An 18,828-nucleotide genomic window follows, 5' to 3' on the forward strand; every position below is an offset into this window, starting at 1 on the left:
CAAGAGGCACCAGGACAGCCAGGACGGCCAGGAGAACGACCCCAGCGCAGCGTGATACCTGCCCCAGGACTGGTGCCCACAGCCCCCGCATCCCGTGACCCAACAACGCGCGCAAGTCTCCGGTCACCTCCATCGGCGTCCGCTTGCCGGTCTGGTCCTTGTCCTCGGAGAACGTCGTCACGCTCGTGGAGCCCTAGGTACTGTCCGGCGGATCTTGCCGCGGTCGGGCGTGGTGACGTACGGCTGACCTCATTAGGATCGCGGTGTGTTCGAGTACCACGGCTGGATCACGGTCAGGGAAAACGCAGTTGATGACGACGATGAAGTCCGACTGAGGCACGTCGTCGACGAGCTGCGGCTTCGCATCGCCCAGATGGCCAGCCCTTACCTCCTTGACCTCAGGTGGATGAACGGCGAGCCGTTCATCCACCTGGGAGGCCATTCCAATCACCGCTCATCACCTGACGTTGTCGGTCTGTTCGAGCATGTGGCGAAGGTTGCTTCCGGCTCCTACGGACTTCTCCACATTCGCGATGACGAGGATCCGAGCCATGAGAACGAGGTACGCGTGCTCAGGCTCGCTCGGGGCACGGTCACGCAGCACACCGAGGCGCTGCTGTCTCCGTGCATCCCGACGCTGGAAGACCCCTTCACCGGTTAAGTGTCGACGGTCACGGAATTCCCCAGTTGCGACGCGTCGAGCCTCACGGAATTCCTCACCCTCACGGTCACCCGTTGCCATGGGGACGGCGGTCGCGGGGAGTTGAGAGACTCGCGCTATGGGATCTTGGGGAACCTTGGGGCCGGCACTGTTGTCTCTGGCCGGTGTCGCACTCGGTGCTGGCGGGTCGATCTTTGGCCAGTACGTCGTGTCGCGCGCGAGTACCCGGCAGCTCGAAGTGCAGCAATCAGCAGCACACCGGGCGGAGTTGAAGAACGCGGTCCTGAAGTTTCTCGGCATTGCGTCTCAGGTGGAGAAGGCGGCGCTCGCGCGCCCGGTCGATGGTGGCACGGCAGACGATGCGGTGCTCGACCGACTCGTCGATGACCTGTGGCTCGCGCAGGCGGAGATCGACCTGGCGGCCAGAAGCGAGCCCTTGCGAGGCTCTGCCTATCGTTATGCGTTCCGCCTGGGGCAGGCAGTTCGGGGAGAGATAGCGGATCCCTCTGCGCTGCGCGGGCCGCAGGCGCAGTTCATGGACGCCGCGTATGACGACATGTGGCCCGGTCGGCGGCGGGCGGCCGGGGATGCGGCCACACCTTGGTGAGGCGGACGGAGGGTTTCCCATGGACCAGCAGGCACGGACGGAAGCCTCGGAGCGAGGGCTCCAGGTGCGGCCTGCCCCCAGACCTCTGCAAGGAGCGGAACACCGTCGAGCGGCTGGTCAACAAGCTGAGGGCATGGCGACGCATCGCCACCCGGTACGAACGGTCCCCGGATGGCTACCTCGCCGGTCTCCATCTCCGCGCCTCGATGACAGGGATCAAAGACCTCACCCGGACGACCCATTGATCACGCAATACGCGCTCTAGGACGGTTGACGGGCTTCGGTGACGAAGGTGTAGAGCTCGACGATGACGCCGCCCTTGCAGTGGGCGATGTCCATCCCGGTCATGACGGGTGGTTGGCCGGCCGGACCGTACTGGAAGCCGAGGTGGCCGAGGTCGTCGTTGACGGAGACGGGGCCGTCGGGTCGGAAGACCCAGTCCGGGGTCTGCGCGTGCAGCTCTGTGGCGCGCTCGGCGAGGGCTTCGCGGCCACGGACGACGCGGTCGGGTTCGTGCCACACGACGTCCTGGGCGTAAGTCTGGGCGATGGCCGCGCTGCGGCGCTCGGGGTCCGGTTCGTTGAAGACGTCGAGGAGGTTGCGGCGCATCAGGTCGGCGACGGTGCTGTTCATGGGCGGTCCTTCGGGGTGTGCCGGTTGGCATCATCGGTCAGGCGTTCTAGTGCGGGGTGGTCTGGAGGTGCCTTGCCAGCTCCGTTCGGGAGGCTTCGTTGAGCGGCACGATAGCGACCTCGCCGGTCTCCACCTGCGCGGCTCGATGATGTGGCGCAAAGAGCGCCGGGAGATCGACGCGACCGGTGTCGTCCTGGTCGGCGAGGACGGCTTGACGCTCGCCCACCCTCACCCTGCCGCGCGCTGACGGCCGGACTGCTCTACGGCCCGACCCGGGGTGGAGGGCGCGCGCGAGTGCACGGGTGCCGCGGCTGGCTGAGCCGCCGGACACGACGAAGCCGCCCGCCTCAACTCCCCCGTGGCGGGCGGCCCGTGCCGTGAGTGTGCAGAGGTCAAGGTCGGCGACGGCAACGTAAGTGTCCTAGGCCGCTGGACGACACCGGCACGAAGCCGGCGACGGGATTCGAACCCGTGTTGCTCTCTTTACAGGAGAAGTAGCCGCTGCCTGCGCACCTGCACAGCAGGGACGATAGCGCGGGCTGGATCACGCCCGCACGAGATTTTCGGGGCGCTGACCGGCAGTTCACGGGGGACAGCGCCGAGGACGAGGTGGAGCAGCCGAAGCGGCTCCGTCCACCTGGTCCGGGCAACTGACCCGCGCCTCTCGGTCATCCGAAGCCGACCAGTGCGTCGCTCCAGTGAGCGTCGACCTTGGCCCGCATGCAGCGGTCACACGTTGATGTCGAGCACGTAGTTGTTGGTGATGAGGAACGTCACCAGGCCCGTCCCCGTACCGAAAGTACCGGTCCCGGAATCTTGTGCCTGGCTGCCGGAACCCCCTTCGGTGGCGTTGCCGGATGCCGCGGTGGTGTCCCGGTCGAAGCGGCGGTCGATCGTGAACTGGAAGGTCTGCCCCGTGTCCGTCCGCCTGAGGGCGTCGGTGGTCCTGGTCGTGAAGAAGAGGTCACCGCTGCTTGTCACCGAGCCGGACATCGTCAGTTCGGCCGCGAAGGACTCGTCCGGCGTCGCACAGCGGAAGTTGCCTCCACTTCTGCCGTCGACGGCGCCGTTGAGGGGATGAATGTTCACGTTGATCGAGCCCGCGCAGTTGACGGTCGCCAGTCGTGCGCGGGCGACGTCGGCCGCAACGGTCGGTGCCGAGTTGGCCGCTGCCAGGAGCAGGGCTGCGGCACCGACAGTGGCCCAACCACGAGTGGACACAGGGAATTTCACGGTGCTCCTTCGGCCTGCGGAACATGCAAGCGTGCGAAATGTGGATGATGTGCGCACCGTACTGGCCGGTGTCCCGTCGCTTCGAGACTGTTCGGGGCTGTCTCACCCCGGTGGGTGATCGGATTCACCGAAGAAACGATCACGCCGTGCCCAGCTACAAAGAAAGCTTCCGAATTGACAGACTAGATTGCGAATCGGTCGCACCTGGAGGTCCTTGAGGCCATCCAACGCGGCGACCGCCGCTCGGCCATGTGAGGCACCGCGCTCCTGCGCTGGTACGGGGCCTCACATGGCTGCTGGTCCATAGGTGGGCGGGCTCCACCTGCGGGATCATCCTTATACATCCCCGGGATCAGCACCGCTCTGGGCTACATCCGGCGGCTGACGACCGGGCCGGGGCGCACCGCCTACCGTCCTTGTCATGATCAGCGAAGAGAGCAGCGGTACGGGCACCGGGGCCGGCGTGGTCGCCGCGCCGGATCAGGCGGTCGTCGGGGTGAGCGGGTTACGCAAGGAGTACGGCGGCACCGTCGCCCTGGACGGGGTGTCGCTGGAGATCGGCGCCGGGAGGCGGTGGCGGTGATGGGGCCGTCCGGCTGCGGCAAGTCCACGCTGCTCAACATGATCGCCGGGCTGGACCGGCCAAGTGCCGGTTCCGTCTGTGTAGATGGCGAGGACCTGGGGCGGATCAACGAGACCGGGCTGGCGCTCTTCCGGCGTCGTCGGATCGGCATGATCTTCCAGTTCTTCAATCTCATCGACGACCTGCCCGCGATCGACAACGTCGCCCTGGCTGCCCAGCTCACCGGGACACCGGCCCGTCAGGCCCGGCGCCGGGCGCTGGAGTTGCTGGACGAACTCGGCATCGCCGACCGCGGGAACGTGTACCCGGCCGTACTGAGCGGCGGCGAGCGCCAGCGGGTGGCAGTGGCCCGTGCGCTGATGAACCGCCCCGCGCTGCTGTTGGCGGACGAGCCGACCGGCGCCCTGGACAGCCAGGCGGGGGAGCAGGTGATGGACCTGCTCATCGATCTCAACGAACTGGGCCAGACACTGTTGTTGGTGACGCATGACGAGCGGCTGGCCACGCGGTGCGCCAGTCAACTGGTGACGATGGCGGACGGCCGGATCACCGGCGAGCGGACCCTGGAGCGGACGGCATGAGCGCGGTGTGGCGCGCCTCGCGCGCGGCCGTGCGCCGCCGCCGGCTTCAGACCTCCGTGATCGGGGTGGTGGTCCTTGTCTCCAGCTTGGCCCTCGTGGTCGCCCTCGGCCTGCTGGACGTCGTGTCCGGGCCCTTCGACCGGATCTTCGGCCAGGCGCATGGCGCGCACGTCGTCGCCACGTTCGACGCGGCGAAGGTCACCGGTGAGGAGTTGGGGCGGACCGCGCACGGGCCGGGCGTACGGGCCTCGGCCGGGCCATTGGCGCAGGCCGTGATCGAGATGCCGGAAAGCGCGGCGTCCCAGATGCCCGGGATGGCGCCCGGCCCCCTGACGGTCGTAGGGCGGGCGGACCCCGGTGGCGACGTCGACCGACTGGACCTCTTCGCCGGGCACTGGGCCACCGGCCCGGGCCAGATCGTGCTGGCGTTGCCGGACGCGCCCGGGATGGGCAACGGGCCGCACTCACCGATCGGCAAGAGGATCCGGCTGTCCGGGCAGCGGCCGTTGACCGTGGTGGGCCTCGCCTCCAGCGTGAGCGGCACCGCGCAGGCATGGGTCTCCCCGCGGCAGATCACGTACCTGCACCCCACGGCGTACCAGATGCTGTACCGGTTCGACCACGTCGCGACAGCCCGTCAGATCAGTGAGGACACCGCGGCGGTGAGCGCCGGCCTGCCGTCCGGATCGCTGATCGCGCATCAGTCGTACCTGACCTTGAAGGCGCAGGTCGCGGCCAACCCCAACACCTTCGTGCCCTTCCTCATGGCCTTCGGGATCCTCGGCCTGCTGGTGGCCGTCCTGATCGTGGGCAATGTGGTGAGCGGCGTCGTCGTCTCCGGCTTCCGGCACATCGGTGTGCTCAAGTCCCTGGGCTTCACGCCCAATCAGGTCGTCGCGGTCTACCTGGTGATGGTCTGCGTCCCCGCCACGGCGGGCGCGCTGGTCGGCACGGCCCTGGGCGGGGTGGTCGCGCGACCGCTGCTGCACCAGGTCTTCCAGGGCACGAACCTCGGCACCGCGACCGTGGACCCGACGATCGGCTCCTGGGCGTACGCGACCACCGCACTCGGCATGCCCCTGACGGTGCTGCTGGTCGCGCTGATCCCAGCCCTTCGCGCACACCGGCTCTCCGCGGCACGCGCCATCAGCGCGGGCAGCGCACCGCACCGGGGACGGGGACCGGCAGTACAGCGGTGGCTGACCGGCGTCCGGCTCCCGCGCTCGGTCACCCTCGGTCTGGGTCTGCCCCTCGCCCGGCCCGGCCGCGCGCTGCTCACCGTCGCCTCGGTCCTGCTCGGCGTGGCGACCGTGACCTTCGCCACCGGCCTGTCGGCCACCATGGTCTCCTACAGCGACGCGACCCAGGGCGTCGGCAAGGCAAAGTCGACCGTCTGGCGAGGACAGACCAGGTTCGATCAGACCGCCCCGCACCACGACGATGCCGCGACGCAGAAGCTCCTGCGCGGTCTGCCGCATGTCGCGGACGTGGCCGCCGTGGGTTTCGCCGACGTACGGATCCCCGGGCGGAGCGAGGGCGTGGCGATCGAGGGCGTGCGCGGGGGACGGTCGACGCTCCCGGACGACCTGGCGCGGGGCCGCTGGATGCGGAGACCCGGCGAGGTGGTGGCCTCCGGCAGATTCCTCGCCAAGCAGGCGCTGCGGCTCGGTGACTCCTTCACCCTGACCGCGGCGGACGGCCGGCAGGAGCGCGTGACCCTGGTCGGGGAGATCCTGGCCGGACCCGAGGACTGGATGCGAGCGGACTGGTCGACGGTGACCGCTTTGGCACCCGACGCGCAGGCCAACCAGTACTGGGTGCGGCTCGCTCGCGGCGCCGACTTCAACACTTACACGAAGGCCGTACAAGCCGCCGACCCGGGGCTCTACTCGACAAAAAACACCACGGTGAACACGGACGCCGCGACCGTCATCAGCTCCGCATACGCGCTGACCCTGATGCTGACGCTGGTCGCCGCGACGGGCGTGTTCAACACCGTCGTGCTCAGCGCCCGGGAGCGCCGGCGCGACCTCGGGATGCTCAAGTCGATCGGCATGACGCCACGCCAGGTCACGGTGATGATGGTGGTGTCCATGGCCGGGCTCGGGCTGGTCGGCGGGATCCTGGGACTGCCGCTCGGCGTCGCGGCGTACCACGTGGTCATCCCGATAACTGAGCACGCGGCCCAACTCACCTTCCCGGACCGCATGCTGGACGTGTGGCACCCCGGGTTGATGACGCTGCTGGTGCTGGCCGGGGTGGCGATCGCGGCACTGGGCGCGGTGATACCGGCGCGCGCGGCGGCACGGCGGACCATCGCCCGGGTCCTGCGCACGGAGTGAGTGAGGGCCGGCACGGCGACTGCGGTGCCCGAACGAGGTGATCGAGGGCAGCAGTTGCGGTCGATCACGCCATATGTGGTGTTCCTCGGCGCGGACGGGCTCGTCGCCGGGCGTGGCCTGTGTGTACCGACGCTGGAGCAGGCACAGCTGAAACACGTGATGCTGTACGCGACACGGACCGCGCTGGTGTCGGCCGACCACTCCAAGCTCGGTGCCGGCCCGTTCCCCTACGGGGCGCCGCTGGATCGGCCATACACCCTGGTCGTCGATGAGCAGGCGGATCCGGCGGCGGTGGCACCGCTCCGGGCCGGTGGCACGGTGCTGCTCGCGCCGGTCACTTCCGCTCCAGCGCGGCCAGCCGCAGCTCCAACTGGTCGACCCGGTGCCGTAGCAGAGCGACCTGGGCTTCCAGGCTGACTTCTCGTTCCGCCCTGCGCTGAATGCGCGGTGACGCTGCGGCGCGTTCGATCACCGCGTCCAGCCGGACCAGGCGCTGCGGCCCGTTCGGGCCGTCCACCAGCCGGGACTGGATCTCGCCATTGCGGTACCAGGACCGCAGGGCCGAGCGGGAAACGCCGGTCTCTGCTTCCGCCTTGGCCAGCGTGACCCAGGGTGTCTCGTCCAGCTGCTCGAACAGCTCTAGCTCACTCTGCCAGCGCGCGAGCCGGCCCTCCCAGTCCGACGGTGTCTCCATCACACCCTCCCTTCAGCATGGTGACCCTATCAATACCAGTGTATTGACAGGGTTGAGACCATGGAGCCATGTCATTCGAAAGGTTCACGGTGAAAGCCCGCAAGGTGGTCGTCACGGCTCAGGAGGAGGCCAGACTGCTCAAGCACCATCACATCGGCACGGAGCACATCCTGTTGGGGCTGCTCGACGTGCCGGACAGCACGGCGGCGAAGGTTCTGCACCAGCTCGGGTACGACAAGGAGACGGCGCGGGTCGATATCGCCGCGGTGGTCGAGCCCGGCACGACGGAGCTGAGCGGCCATATCCCGTTCGCACCGGGCGCGAAGAAGACGCTGGAACTCGCCCTGCGCGAGGCGCAGCAGCTGCACCACACCTCCATCGGTACGGAACACATCCTGCTCGCCATGGTCAGGGAAGGTGAGGGCGTCGGCGCGAAGGTGCTTGCCGAGCGGATCAATCCGATCAGCAGGATCCGTGCCGCGGTGCTGGCGTCACTGGAGGGATCGCAGGACGTCGCGGCCGCCCCATGGCCGGCCGGCACACCGGCCGCCGAGGACACCTTGTCCGCCGCCAGCGAGCTGGCCGGGGGCGCACCGGTCGGCAGCCATCACCTGCTTGAGGCGATGCTGCGGTCGGAGAACAGCATGGCGGCCAAGGTGCTGCGCGAACTCGGGGTCGACCCGGACGCGGTCGCCGCCAAGATCGACGAACTGGATCCGGAGACGACCACGGACGCGAACCCGGAGGAAGCCGCCGCGCGCAGGATGGAAATCCGGCTGGTCGACGATGAGGTGCACCTGATCCTGCGGGACCCGGCAACGGTCACGGTCGCCAAGAAGGTCACCGAGCTGTCCGGTGGCCCGATCCAGGGCGTCGGGCCGGTCGCCGGCATGTTCGTCCCGCTCTGGCGGTCGACCAACCAGCTGCTGCAGCAGATCCAGCGCGTGCTGGAACCGGAACCCGAAGAAGAAGGCGGATCCGCCGCGAGCAAGGTGGCCAAGGTCGTACGCACGGTGCTCGCGCCCCGGCTCCGCCGGTGAACCGGCTGATCAGCGGGCCGGAAACTGCCGGGGGGACGGGCGAGGACGGGGGCGTGGCGGGCGACGATGCGCCGGCGTCGTTCTCGTCGGCGAACAGGGCGTGGTTCACAGGCGGGTTCGCCGCGCCCACCGAGGCGCAGCGCGGCGCGACGCCTGGCAGGCCGTCGCCGTCGGCCGGCACGCGCAGAGCCAGGCGCACGGTGGCGAGGCTGGTTCCTTCGCGGTCGGCGATGTCCTGGAGCGACGGGAGGTCCTGTTCGTACCAGACGCGCCACTGGCCAACGCGGGTGGCGGTGTGCCGGTTGCGGTGAAGCCGGGGCGGGCTCCAGCCGACGGGGTGCTGGGACAGCACGTAAGTGACGTGGGCGGTGGTGGTGTTCAGAGTGCGCGCGACGTGTGCGATGGAGAAGTCGCCACCAGGCACGGCCTGGTGGAGTGCGGCCCCACGCAGTGGACGTCCTTCGCGATCGTGCCGAGCCGGGCGAAGAAGCCCGGCGAGAAAGTGCGGGGGTCGTCGCCGAGGCGGACAGGAGAGGGAGCGCCGCCGAGGTGGCTCCTGCACCATCCAGCCCCGGCCGATGATTTCCGGCGACCAGTCGGCGAACAACACGCGCGGAATGAGGTCCGCGAAGGTCGCGAGGTAGGGCACGGGGCGTACTCATTGCGCATCAACTCGTGCTCGGAGACGAACTGGAGCTCCGGGGCGGGGGCGACGCACAAGATGACCGGCTCTCCGAGCCCGTCCCCGGCGATCCGGTAGGTGGTGCTGTACATGCCGCCGCCCAACTCCACCGTCGAAGTGACCTGGGCGGTGGTGCCGAAGGCTCGCCGGCACATCGCCTAGACGTCCTCCGCCGTGACGGACTCCTGGAAGGCATGGGCCTCTCGGGCGATGGGTCGGAAGTCCATGACGTTCCTTATCCGGCCTTAGCGAGGGATCGACCACCATCGGGCCTCGTTTCGACGCACGTCGAGGCCCCCCGGCGGCCCGGCTGAGCCAGCCTCCCGACTGGTATCCGACGGAGTCCTAAGGAGGTCATACGGGAATCACGGGGCGCGCGGTTCCAAGCCGCGCATCCCGACCGGACTGACAGCCTGCCCCCCGTACCGGGTGCGAGGGCCAGACCTCAAATGTCCCCTACAGGGGTCGGCCGTCGCAGTCGACGCACTCGCCGTGAGCCCGCAGACCCGATTGCCCACCGGCACCGAGCCGGCCACAAGCCATGAGAAGCCCCCTGCACGAACGACAGGGGGCTTCAGCCGTCTCGCAGCAAAACACCGGCGCACGGGAGCGTCTTCGCCCCGGCCGGATGCTTCTGCGATGCGTTCACACATTCGAGTGCAAGCCGCCTGTCGCCCCGGCCGCGCACTCACCCGCACGGCACTCTTCCAGTCCGAACACCCATGAGAGAGGCCGCATTTGAGTACCGATACCGACTCAGACAAACCCACCACGCCCGCCGAGGAACTTCGGTTCCAGTCGCCCACCCTGTCCGTGTTCCAGCGGAACCAGGTCACCACCTGGTCCATGACCCGCCGCCTTCCCCAGCTCGTCAAACGCGCACTGAAGCTGGGCTGGCGGGTGGACCGGACCGCGATCATCGTTCTCCTCGCCTGTCAGGCCGTCTCCGCGATCCTGGAAGCGTTCGGCCTGGTCGCCACCACCAGCACCATCACCGCCCTGATCGCCTCCGGCCACATCCAGGACCGGCTCACCGACGCCCTGCCCGCGATCAGCGTCCTCGCCGTAGCGGCCGGGGCGCGGGCCCTGCTCGGCATCGCCATCGTCAACGTCTCCAGCCGCCTGTCACCGCGGATCTCCCGTGAGGCGGAACTGGAGATGCTGAACGCGGCCGTACACGCCGAACTCGCCGCCTACGACCATCCCGGCTTCAACGACAAGTGGGACAACGCCGACCGGGGTGCCGACGTCGCCCAGGACCTCATCACCGAGTCCCAGCAGCTCATGTCCTGCCTGGCCTCCATCATCGCGGCGGCTGGGGTGCTCACCGTCCTCCACCCCGTCCTGCTGCCCCTGCTGCTGATCGCCGTGCTCCCGCAGGCCATCGCCAGCATGAAAGGCGCACGCATCCAGTACGAGACCAGCCGGGCCATGGCCGCCGAACGCCGCACCCTGGGCCTGCTGCGCTGGTACATCGTGGACAAGGACATCGCCGACCAACTCCGCGCCGGCACCATGGCCGACTTCCTGCTCTCCCGCTACCGGGCGATCGGCGCCCGCGTCGACGCCGTCACCGACAGGGCCGTCAACCAGGGGGCCCGCTACTCCCTGATCGGCGCCTTCGCCGGCGGCCTCGCCTCCGCCGGCGTATGGGCCGCCCTCTGCCTGCTCCTGGCCCTCGGCCACATGACCGTCGCCTCAGCCGGAACCGCCGTGTTCGCGCTGCGCACCGTCGGCTCCTCGCTGCGCGGCATGGTCGGCTACGGCACCCAGCTGTTCCGTACCGGCCTGTACGTGGATGACTGGGTGGAGTTCATCGAGGAGGCCGGCGGACACCGTATGAACCGAGGAAGCCGCACCCCCGACGGGCCCGAAGTCGTGCGCGCGGACGGGCTGACCTTCCGCTATCCCGGCTCCGACCGGCCGGCCCTGGAGAAGGTCACCGTGGAGGTACGGCGCGGTGAAGTCCTCGCCCTGGTCGGCGAGAACGGATCGGGGAAGACCACCCTGTCCAAGCTGCTCACCGGCCTCTACCTGCCCAGCGAAGGCACCGTCACCTGGGACGGAAGTGACATCGCAGACTTCGATCCGAAGCACCTGTGGAAGCAGACCGCCGTGGTACCGCAGTCGTTCGCGCACTGGCCGCTGTCCACGCGCGAGAACATCACCCTCGGCCAGCCCCACGACGGCGGCGACCAGGCCGTGGAGGAGGCTGCGGTGCGGTCCGGCGCCCACGAAGTCGTTGCCGAACTCCGCAGTGGCCTGGACACGCTCCTCGCCCGCGAATGGTTCGGCGGCGTCGAACTCTCCGGCGGGCAGTGGCAGCGCATCGCCATCGCCCGCGCCTTCTTCCGGCCCGCCGGCCTCCTTGTCATGGACGAACCCACCAGCGCTCTCGACGCCCGCGCCGAGCACCGCATCTTCGCCGGCCTGCGCGACATCGCCCGCAACCGGGCCGTCGTCCTCGTCACCCACCGCCTCGCCAACGTCGCCGTAGCAGACCGCATCGTCGTACTCGACCACGGCCGGATCATCCAGGAAGGCACCTTCGCCCAGCTCGTCGCCGCCCCAGGCCTGTTCCGCGAGCTGTGGGACCTGCAAAACGACCGAGGCGTGCCCAACCAGCGCAGCCACAGCGAGGAGACCACCGCGCCATGACCGACCCGTGGCTCACCATCACCGCACTCGCCCACCGGCTCGACACCGCCGACCGCGCGCAGGGCCTCACTCCGGAAGACAGCTGGATTCTCCAGGTCCTGAAGATTGCCGAGGAGACCGGCGAAGCCGCGCAGGCCGTCATCGGGGCCAAGGGCACCAACCCGCGCAAGGGCAACTCGCACACTTGGGACGATGTCCACGCCGAGGTCGCGGACACCGTGATCACCGGCCTCGTCGCACTTGCCAGGATGCGCCCCGATGCTGCCGACTACTTCGCCGCCCAGCTGAAGGAGAAGGCCGCCAAGTTCATCTGACCCGGCGAGCACGGCCCGGCACCGCCCCTCAGGGGCGGCGCCCGGGCCGGGTTTTTGTGCGGCCGCAGCTCGGTACGGCGCGCCTCGTTCCGGCTCGTGGTCCTGATGCTCGTCGTCGGCCGGGAGCATCGACTCTCGCGCCACGGCGGCCGAAGCCAGCGGTACGTGTTGCATCTGGCCGGGGCGAGCACCAGGAATCCGGCTCGGGACTGCCCGTCTTTACGGTCCACGATCCAGGCGACACCGGGGTGCCGGGTAGCACGAACGGCGATACGACGGCCACATGAGGGGCCATCGACGGCGCGGACTGCTCCCCGTACGACGACGAGGTCCCCGACAGCCACTGCGTAGGCGTCCCACAGTTCGGTCTCGGCGGCGAGTCCCCGAGTCCGCGTTCAAGGACGACGCCGAGCCCACGCTCTGCTGGACCCAGTACGCCGGGCGCGGGCCCCGGCCCGAACTTCTCGGCAGCCCGCAGCGAGTCCTGGAGATCGGCTGCGGCACCGGCCGGGCTCTCGCGTTCCTGGCACAGCAGGGCATCGAGGCGCACGGCGTCTACCTCTCTCCGGGCATGGTGAAGAAGAGCAGCGAGCGGTGAGCGGACACCGGTGCCACGTTCGCATGTGGGGGAGGTCCTGAAGTGGCTGGCCGCCGGTGAGGGCATGCTCGACGCGGTCTACTCGATCTTCGGGGCGGCCTGGTTCGCCGACCCGAGCCGTCTTTTCCCGCTCGGGCGGGCTCGACTCAACGCGGGAGGTGTGTTCGTCTTCTCCCAGCCGCCGGCGATCCCGGGAGCGTACGGCCCGCAGGGCGTGTACAAGGGCGGATTCGCAGGCAAGGCGATGTTCACCTACTGGTACAGCTACCGCCCAGCAGCCTGGGAACGCTTCTTGACCCGCGTCGGCTGCAACCGCCCGTGGCCCATTGGGGCCGACATCGAGGGCTCGGATACCCACTGTGCCCCGGCGGTCGTCAGCAGTCCGAACTGAACGACGTCGCGTGACGACCGCCCTGGAGCGCCGCCGAGCGACATGCGGCGCGCTGCTCCGCGACCTGGCTGTGACGTCGTTCAGCGGCTCCGGCATGTCGCATTCCACTGCCCCCAGTTGGGCAAGATCTCGCGCTGCCTGGACGTCTTGAAGTGGCGCCGCGGATTGGCCTGTGTCGGGACCACGTGAGGCGGCGCCAAAGTGTCAGTGGCAGCCGATAGCGTCGCGACCCATGAGTGATCAACGGCATGTGGTGGTTGTCCGCAAGGCCGAGCACGCGGATGTCGACAGTCTTGTGGCGTGCAGTCGTGCCCTGTTTGCCGAGGATGCAGGGACTCGTGATCCGAGCATCAACGTCGACTGGCCGCGCGAGCACGGACCGCAGCGTTTTACCGCCGGCATCGACGATCCGGACCGGCTGCTGCTCGTTGCCGACCGGGATGGCGAGGTCGTCGGCCATCTCACGGGTGTCGTGGCGGAGGGGTCCGCGATGAAGCCGGTGAGGGTGGCGTCGCTGGTGAGCATGTATGTGCAGCCCGCTCATCGCCGGGAACAGATCGGTGGGCGCCTGATCGGTGAGTTCACGGCTTGGGCGAAGGAAAGGGGAGCACAGGTGGCGGAGGTGACGGCGTACTCGAGCAACACCGAAGCCATCCGTTTCTATGAGCGCAACGGCTTCGCATCCAAGTCAGTGACCTTGGAAATTGCGCTGTAGACGTTGGTCTCACCTGGTCGACGGCCGTCTCACGACTCGTGCGGCGGCCGTCTCACGCCGCTGCCACCGTCATTCTTCGCGCCTGGCCCGACATGGCGAACGCCCGCTCCACGCACCAAGGTTGGGTAGCCCGGGCGAGAGCCGTGCTGGGTACACCGGTGGGCGATCAGCGGCTTCCGGGTCCCACACCAGACGGCGGTACTTGCTTTGGTTGTCACCGCGGTTGCCCAGCATCACGTCCGGGTCAGAAGCATGTCCCCGCCGAAATCGGAGTGCAGGAGCGCCGTCGCGTTGCGATACTGCGCCGATGATCAACGTGCCTACCGCCGTGCTGGACTCGTTGTACGGGCTCGCCTTAGGTGACGCCTTCGGTGACCGTTGGTTCGGCATCCTGCGCCGGGACGGTCCGGCAGCCCTGGAGGCGCGGACGCTGCCCCCGGAGCCGCTGTGGCGGTGGAGTGACGACACCGCCCAGGCGCTCGTTCTGGTCCGGGAACTCGTCGAGGGGGGCGGCACCGTCGACCAGGACCGCCTCGCCGTGCGCTTCGCGGCGGCCTACGCCGACGACACGCACCGCGGCTACGGAGCCTCGATGCATGACGTGCTCCGTCGGATCAGCGCGGGCGAGCCCTGGCGGGAGGTGGTCGCCGGACAGTTCGGCGGCCAGGGCTCCTGGGGCAACGGCGCAGCCATGCGTGCCGCCCCGCTCGGCGCCTGGCACGCCGCCCACCTCGACGCGGTCGCCGAGCAGGCCGCCCGCCAGGGCGCGGTCTCGCACCACCACCCGGAGGCGGTCGCTGCGGCCGTGGCGGTCGCCCTCGCCGCTGCGCTGGCAACCCGCAGCCGGGGCGGGCCCGGTCCGGCCCGGCCGGACTTCCTCCAGGCGGTCGCCGAACGACTTCCCGACAGCGACGTCCGGTCGGGAGTCCGGATCGCGGCCCGGATGCCGGAGCACACCTCGGTCCGGCACGCCGCGGAGGTCCTGGGCTCCGGCTACCGGATGTCCGGGCCCGACACCGTCCCGTACGCCCTGTGGTGCGCGGCGGGGCACCTCGACGACCTGCACGAGGGCCTGTGGTTCACGGTCGCGGGGCGCGGCGACATCGACACCACCTGCGCTATCGCGGGCGGGGTGATCGCCGCTCGCACGGGCGTCGCCGCCCTCCCCCCTGCCTGGCACGCAGCCCGTGAACCGCTGCCTCCGGTCGTGTCGGAGTAAGAACTCCTATCGGGATGAGTCCAGGTGCCGCCAGCAGATGAGTGCGCATCCGAGAGTGAGGAAGACTTCGTGGATGTCGTCGCGGATCTCCCAGCGGATCCGCGGGCGGCGGAACCAGTACAGTCGGGCGCATGCGCGCTCGACGACCCAGCGTTGGGCGGCGTGAAGGCAGCAGAAACGTCGCAGACCGCGATCACCACTCACGCCGAGGAGGATCCGGCGGAGTAGTGACTGAGCCGCGCCCGCCGGCACCCCGCCCGGCCGGGCCATGCGACTCAGTCCTCGTTGGTCGCTGCCGTAGCACTGGCATGAGTCCATGAGCAAAGCGGCCTGGTCTGTTCGTGTGACAGAGGGTGGCGCCGCACGGAGCCCCTGTCTCCAGCCGCCGCATAGTGGCGGCATGACTATCGATCATGCCGACGAGCTGTCTGTCCTGCAAGCCCCCCAGGCGGCGGTCCTGGCGCGTCAGCTTGTGGAGTCAGTGGGCAATCACCAGAGGAGGAGGGCGACGGTGGTCCTCGCCTCCTTCCGGGGCGGCTACTGGCTGCGCCGGTTCATCGAGGAGCCCGCGCTGGGCGCCGTGGAGCCGCCCGACCGCCCGACCGCGGTGAACTGGGCGGGTGTCCTGGAGCTGCTGCGGACGCCCGAGCTGCTGGACGACCATCGCCGAGAGCCCGGCACCATGGGTCCCCATCTGACCGTGCTGGAGATCGCCGCATCACTTGCCGCAGGTCACCCCCTCGACCTGCGCCGGGCGGCCATGCAGCTTTCCGGGGCGGAATGGAGGGACGTCCTGCTGAGGATGGAGTCGGCTGCCGATTTCGTGTGATGCCCCGGCGGGGCGTCGCATCCCGGAGGGGTGGACATCAATCTGACCGGTCCACTGACGGTTCGATTCCCTCCCTGCTGGGAGAAGAGCAGTACATGAGGTTGGTTGAAGAGGATCCGCACTGCGAGGTGTTGATGGATCTGACCGGCTGGTAGTGCGTGGGCGCGCCATACGCTCCGCTACAACGGCACGCCAACCGCTGTTTGGTCACCAGCTGATCTGGATGGCGAGGGCGGATCAGGTTGCCGCACTGGCGATCACGACCGGTGTGTGAGGGATCGGGTGGCGCGGGTGCGATTCTCCGGCCGCCGACCCCCCCCGTACCCCCGTACCCCCGTCGGGGTCCTCTCTGGCGAATCGCGCGCTTCTGTCCGGGGCTATCACCACATGTCGATCACGTACGACTCCAAGTCGGTGGGCATCTCGATGTCCTCGCCGTCGCCGATCCGCCTGACCGCCTCATCCCGCCGTGCCGGCGCGGCCGGGCCGCTCCCGAAGCGGTACACGCGCACCCCGTACAGCCCCGGCCCCTCCAGCACCAGCCACTGCCCTTCAGGCCCTCGCATCATGGAGTGCACCGAGATACGGCCAGACTTGGAGAACAGAGCGCCCCGCCCCAGCAGCTCGCCTCCAGCGCGCCCTGCCGGAACCCCCGGCCAAACGTGCACCTGTACCTGCGTCTCGTGCTCCTGGATGGCAAGTCCGGCTCGTAGCCGCCGACCTGATCGCAGCCGGGGCCGGCTCCCTAGCGCAGCCGGTCGTCCGGCTTTGTGGAACTTCGCTTGGTAGAGCCTGGCGAACACCCGGATCGCCTGCTCGGCGTGTTCACGGTCCGCCGGGGCCCGCTTCGAACGCGGGCCTCGACGAGCGGTGGGAAGACGCCGCAGCCTGATCACGCCTCACGCGGTCCGTTCAGACCGTGATCGCAAGCTTGCCCTGCACGCCGCCCGCAGCCAGTACCTCGTGCGCCTCTACCAACTTCTCCAGTGGGAAGACCTGCTGCAAGTGCACCCGCAGCTTCCCCTCCTCGACCAGCTCGGTCAGTGCCTCCAGGCCGGCGGGGTCCGGCTCCACGCCGACCGCTGCGAAGCGTACGCCGGACTGTTCCGCAAGCTCCGGCAGGGTGGTGCTGGTCCGCTCCACCGCCGTCACCAGCAAGCCGCCCTGCCGCAGCACGCCGAAGGAACGCTCGGCGTTCCCGCCGCCCAGGGTCTCCAACACGACGTCCACCGGCGCGTCCTGGAGCACTTCGGTGTAGTCCTGGGTCCGATAGTCGATCAGCTGGTCCGCACCCAACCCGCGCAGGAAGTCGTGCTTCCCCACGCTCGCCGTGCCCACCACCTCCGCGCCGAGGTGCCTGGCCAGCTGGACCGCGATGTGCCCGAGCCCGCCGCCCGCACCGTGGATCAGTACCCGTTGCCCTGGCCGCAGCTGCGCGATCTCCACCAGTGCGTGCCATGCGGTCAGGCCGACCAGCGGCAGCGCCGCGGCCTCCTCGTGGCTGATTCCTGCGGGCTTGCGAGCCAGCTGCCGCGCGGGGGCGACCAGGTACTCGGCGTTCGCCCCGGCGGCGGCCGGGAAGTACGGCATCCCGTAGACTTCGTCGCCGACCTTGAACCGGTGCACACCCGGATCGACCCGCTCGACCACCCCGGAGATGTCCCAGCCCAGGACGAAAGGCGGCTCGCCCAGCAACGGGAAGGCGCCGGAGCGGACGAACAGTTCCACGGGGTTGACGCTGGTCGCCCTGACTCGGACCAGCACCTGCGTCGGTCCGGGGGCCGGCTTGGGGGCGTCGTCGACGAGCTCGAGCACCTCGGGGCCGCCGAAGGTCTTCTGGGTGATCGCGCGCATCGTCATGCACTCCTCTTCGGAGAGTCGCTTGGGATGTCCCTATCCTCGGCGGGCCGGTAACCGTTGAACAGAAGGCACCTCAAAGGTATATAGGTACCTCATGGGTACTACTGACAACCTGCGGTTCTACGGCGGCGCGGATGCCTATCTGGCTGCCTGTCCCTCGCGCCAGATCCTGGACGTACTCGCCAACAAGTGGACCATGTTGGTCATGGGCGCACTGTCCGACGGCCCGATGCGCTTCGGCGAGCTGCGGCGCCGACTGGACGGCATCACCCAGAAGATGCTCACGCAGACCCTGCGCACCCTGGAGCGGGACGGCCTGGTCACTCGCACGGTCTACCCGACCATTCCGCCCAAGGTCGAATACGCGGCCACCGGGCTGGGCGAGAGCGTCACCGCGCTGATGCACGCGATCCGAGCCTGGTCGGAGGAGAACATCAATTCCGTCCTGGACGCCCGCGACGCCTACGACGCGCGGGCCGCCCAGGAGGTACAGCCAGTCACGGTCTGACCGCCTCCGGCTCGGCAGCTTCGGACTGGTCATCGAGACCTGGCCCGGCTTGTTCACCCTGCGCCACAACCGACGATTCTCGCTCTGGCGAGTCCCTCATGGCAACGCGACGTGTGGCTGCAGCCGGAGGAGCTCGAGGACCTGGACTACGTGGTCAACGTGCTGTTCGACGACTTCTGCAACGCTGACGACCCCGCACCGTGGCTGGGCAAGAGCCTCCGGACCGAGGAGGAAGTCACGCTCATCGAGGAGTTGGGCACGGCCTACTCGGCAGTGCAGGAGTCCGTGGGCCGCGGCGCCCCGGATCGGGCTTGTCTCGATGCTCCGGGGTGGGGCATCGTGATCACCATCGCGGCCAGACCGGCTCAGGTGATGGTGACCAATGACCTTCAAGCTGCGGCTCTCCATCAGGAGCAACGTCAGCACTCCTGACGACCGGGGCCGTGCTGCAGGGATATCGACACTGGAAGCCTTTGCCAACCTCGCCTGTTTGCCTGGGCTGCTCACATGTGGTGGCGCGGGGGCGTCGGTCCGGCACCTTGGTCGCAGCGGGCAGACCTTGCACAGTGTGACAACTCTGCTCGGCTCTTCGTCGACCATGCATGTGCTGGTCCGCTTCTTCGGTACGTGTCCGCAGTTGGTGCAGGAGGACTGTCGTCAGCCTTCTTGGCCTGTCGGCG

Annotated in this window: 17 protein-coding genes, 1 tRNA gene and 3 pseudogenes; 15 read left to right on the top strand and 6 right to left on the bottom strand. The window is 68.9% G+C overall.

All coding sequences use genetic code 11. The features are described 5' to 3' along the window. Positions 1–265: 265 nt before the first annotated feature. From BEK98_RS37890 to BEK98_RS51395, 3 genes and pseudogenes are all read left to right on the top strand, one after another. Positions 266–661: an Imm7 family immunity protein gene (locus tag BEK98_RS37890; RefSeq protein ID WP_094221307.1), complete on the top strand. Its 396-nt coding sequence runs from the start codon at positions 266–268 to the stop codon at positions 659–661. 118 nt (positions 662–779) lie between these two features. After that, positions 780–1,268: a hypothetical protein gene (locus BEK98_RS37895; protein WP_244202147.1), complete on the top strand. Its 489-nt coding sequence runs from the start codon at positions 780–782 to the stop codon at positions 1,266–1,268. A gap of 47 nt (positions 1,269–1,315) precedes the next feature. Beyond that, positions 1,316–1,513: pseudogene (locus BEK98_RS51395) on the top strand (hypothetical protein); the annotation flags it as partial. A gap of 16 nt (positions 1,514–1,529) precedes the next feature. Here BEK98_RS51395 and BEK98_RS37905 read toward each other — a convergent pair. From BEK98_RS37905 to BEK98_RS37915, 3 genes are all read right to left on the bottom strand, one after another. Continuing rightward, a complete protein-coding gene (locus BEK98_RS37905; RefSeq protein WP_094221309.1) occupies positions 1,530–1,901 on the bottom strand; it encodes a nuclear transport factor 2 family protein in 372 nt (123 codons plus the stop codon). A 448-nt stretch (positions 1,902–2,349) separates the two neighbouring features. After that, positions 2,350–2,455: transfer RNA gene (locus BEK98_RS49225), tRNA-Tyr, on the bottom strand. A 175-nt stretch (positions 2,456–2,630) separates the two neighbouring features. Further along, positions 2,631–3,134 carry a hypothetical protein gene (locus BEK98_RS37915; RefSeq protein ID WP_143684213.1) on the bottom strand — a complete coding sequence of 168 codons (504 nt, stop codon included), beginning with the start codon at positions 3,132–3,134 and terminating at the stop codon, positions 2,631–2,633. 421 nt (positions 3,135–3,555) lie between these two features. Here BEK98_RS37915 and BEK98_RS37920 point away from each other — a divergent pair. The 3 genes and pseudogenes from BEK98_RS37920 (at position 3,556) to BEK98_RS51400 (ending at position 7,057) form a co-directional block, all read left to right on the top strand. Continuing rightward, positions 3,556–4,298, top strand: a pseudogene (locus BEK98_RS37920) (ABC transporter ATP-binding protein). Then, positions 4,295–6,640: an ABC transporter permease gene (locus BEK98_RS37925; RefSeq protein WP_094221312.1), complete on the top strand. Its 2,346-nt coding sequence runs from the start codon at positions 4,295–4,297 to the stop codon at positions 6,638–6,640. Before BEK98_RS37920 ends, BEK98_RS37925 begins: the two are co-directional and overlap by 4 nt. A 24-nt stretch (positions 6,641–6,664) precedes the next feature. Beyond that, positions 6,665–7,057 carry a DeoR/GlpR family DNA-binding transcription regulator gene (locus BEK98_RS51400; RefSeq protein WP_425276648.1) on the top strand — a complete coding sequence of 131 codons (393 nt, stop codon included), beginning with the start codon at positions 6,665–6,667 and terminating at the stop codon, positions 7,055–7,057. On the opposite strand, the gene BEK98_RS37935 is transcribed toward BEK98_RS51400, so the two are convergent. Next, positions 6,975–7,334: an excisionase gene (locus BEK98_RS37935; protein WP_094221314.1), complete on the bottom strand. Its 360-nt coding sequence runs from the start codon at positions 7,332–7,334 to the stop codon at positions 6,975–6,977. The two genes, BEK98_RS51400 and BEK98_RS37935, sit on opposite strands and share 83 nt — an antisense overlap. A gap of 68 nt (positions 7,335–7,402) precedes the next feature. Between BEK98_RS37935 and BEK98_RS37940 the strand changes: the two genes are divergently transcribed. The 7 genes and pseudogenes from BEK98_RS37940 (at position 7,403) to BEK98_RS37985 (ending at position 15,780) form a co-directional block, all read left to right on the top strand. Further along, positions 7,403–8,374 (top strand): Clp protease N-terminal domain-containing protein, encoded by a 972-nt coding sequence (locus tag BEK98_RS37940; RefSeq protein ID WP_094221315.1) that lies wholly within the window; start codon positions 7,403–7,405, stop codon positions 8,372–8,374. 1,420 nt (positions 8,375–9,794) lie between these two features. Beyond that, positions 9,795–11,714 carry an ABC transporter ATP-binding protein gene (locus BEK98_RS37955; protein WP_244202148.1) on the top strand — a complete coding sequence of 640 codons (1,920 nt, stop codon included), beginning with the start codon at positions 9,795–9,797 and terminating at the stop codon, positions 11,712–11,714. After that, the gene (locus BEK98_RS37960) at positions 11,711–12,028 is read left to right on the top strand and encodes a MazG-like family protein (protein WP_094221318.1); all 318 of its coding nucleotides are present in this window, start codon (positions 11,711–11,713) and stop codon (positions 12,026–12,028) included. The genes BEK98_RS37955 and BEK98_RS37960 overlap by 4 nt, the downstream gene beginning before the upstream one ends. 343 nt (positions 12,029–12,371) lie before the next feature. Further along, positions 12,372–12,933, top strand: a pseudogene (locus BEK98_RS37965) (class I SAM-dependent methyltransferase); the annotation flags it as partial. Between the two features lie 316 nt (positions 12,934–13,249). Further along, positions 13,250–13,732: a GNAT family N-acetyltransferase gene (locus BEK98_RS37970; protein WP_094221319.1), complete on the top strand. Its 483-nt coding sequence runs from the start codon at positions 13,250–13,252 to the stop codon at positions 13,730–13,732. A 307-nt stretch (positions 13,733–14,039) separates the two neighbouring features. Then, complete coding sequence (locus BEK98_RS37975; protein WP_094221320.1) at positions 14,040–14,951, top strand: ADP-ribosylglycohydrolase family protein; 912 nt, start codon at positions 14,040–14,042, stop codon at positions 14,949–14,951. Positions 14,952–15,351: 400 nt separating this feature from the next. Beyond that, on the top strand, positions 15,352–15,780 hold the full coding sequence (locus tag BEK98_RS37985) for a hypothetical protein (protein WP_094221322.1): 429 nt from the start codon (positions 15,352–15,354) through the stop codon (positions 15,778–15,780). A gap of 380 nt (positions 15,781–16,160) precedes the next feature. Here BEK98_RS37985 and BEK98_RS37990 read toward each other — a convergent pair whose 3' ends face one another. Both BEK98_RS37990 and BEK98_RS37995 read right to left on the bottom strand, forming a co-directional pair. Further along, on the bottom strand, positions 16,161–16,349 hold the full coding sequence (locus BEK98_RS37990; RefSeq protein ID WP_143684214.1) for a hypothetical protein: 189 nt from the start codon (positions 16,347–16,349) through the stop codon (positions 16,161–16,163). Positions 16,350–16,692: 343 nt separating this feature from the next. Continuing rightward, positions 16,693–17,634 carry an NADP-dependent oxidoreductase gene (locus BEK98_RS37995; RefSeq protein ID WP_094221396.1) on the bottom strand — a complete coding sequence of 314 codons (942 nt, stop codon included), beginning with the start codon at positions 17,632–17,634 and terminating at the stop codon, positions 16,693–16,695. A gap of 100 nt (positions 17,635–17,734) precedes the next feature. On the opposite strand from BEK98_RS37995, the gene BEK98_RS38000 reads away from it, so the two are divergent. After that, complete coding sequence (locus BEK98_RS38000; RefSeq protein WP_094221324.1) at positions 17,735–18,148, top strand: winged helix-turn-helix transcriptional regulator; 414 nt, start codon at positions 17,735–17,737, stop codon at positions 18,146–18,148. A gap of 75 nt (positions 18,149–18,223) precedes the next feature. Further along, positions 18,224–18,580, top strand: a complete 357-nt coding sequence (locus BEK98_RS38005; RefSeq protein WP_425276649.1) for an SCO4402 family protein — start codon at positions 18,224–18,226, stop codon at positions 18,578–18,580. Positions 18,581–18,828 lie beyond the last annotated feature (248 nt).

The organism is Streptomyces diastatochromogenes (assembly GCF_002242805.1).
GTDB classification, from domain to species: Bacteria; Actinomycetota; Actinomycetes; order Streptomycetales; family Streptomycetaceae; genus Streptomyces; species Streptomyces diastatochromogenes.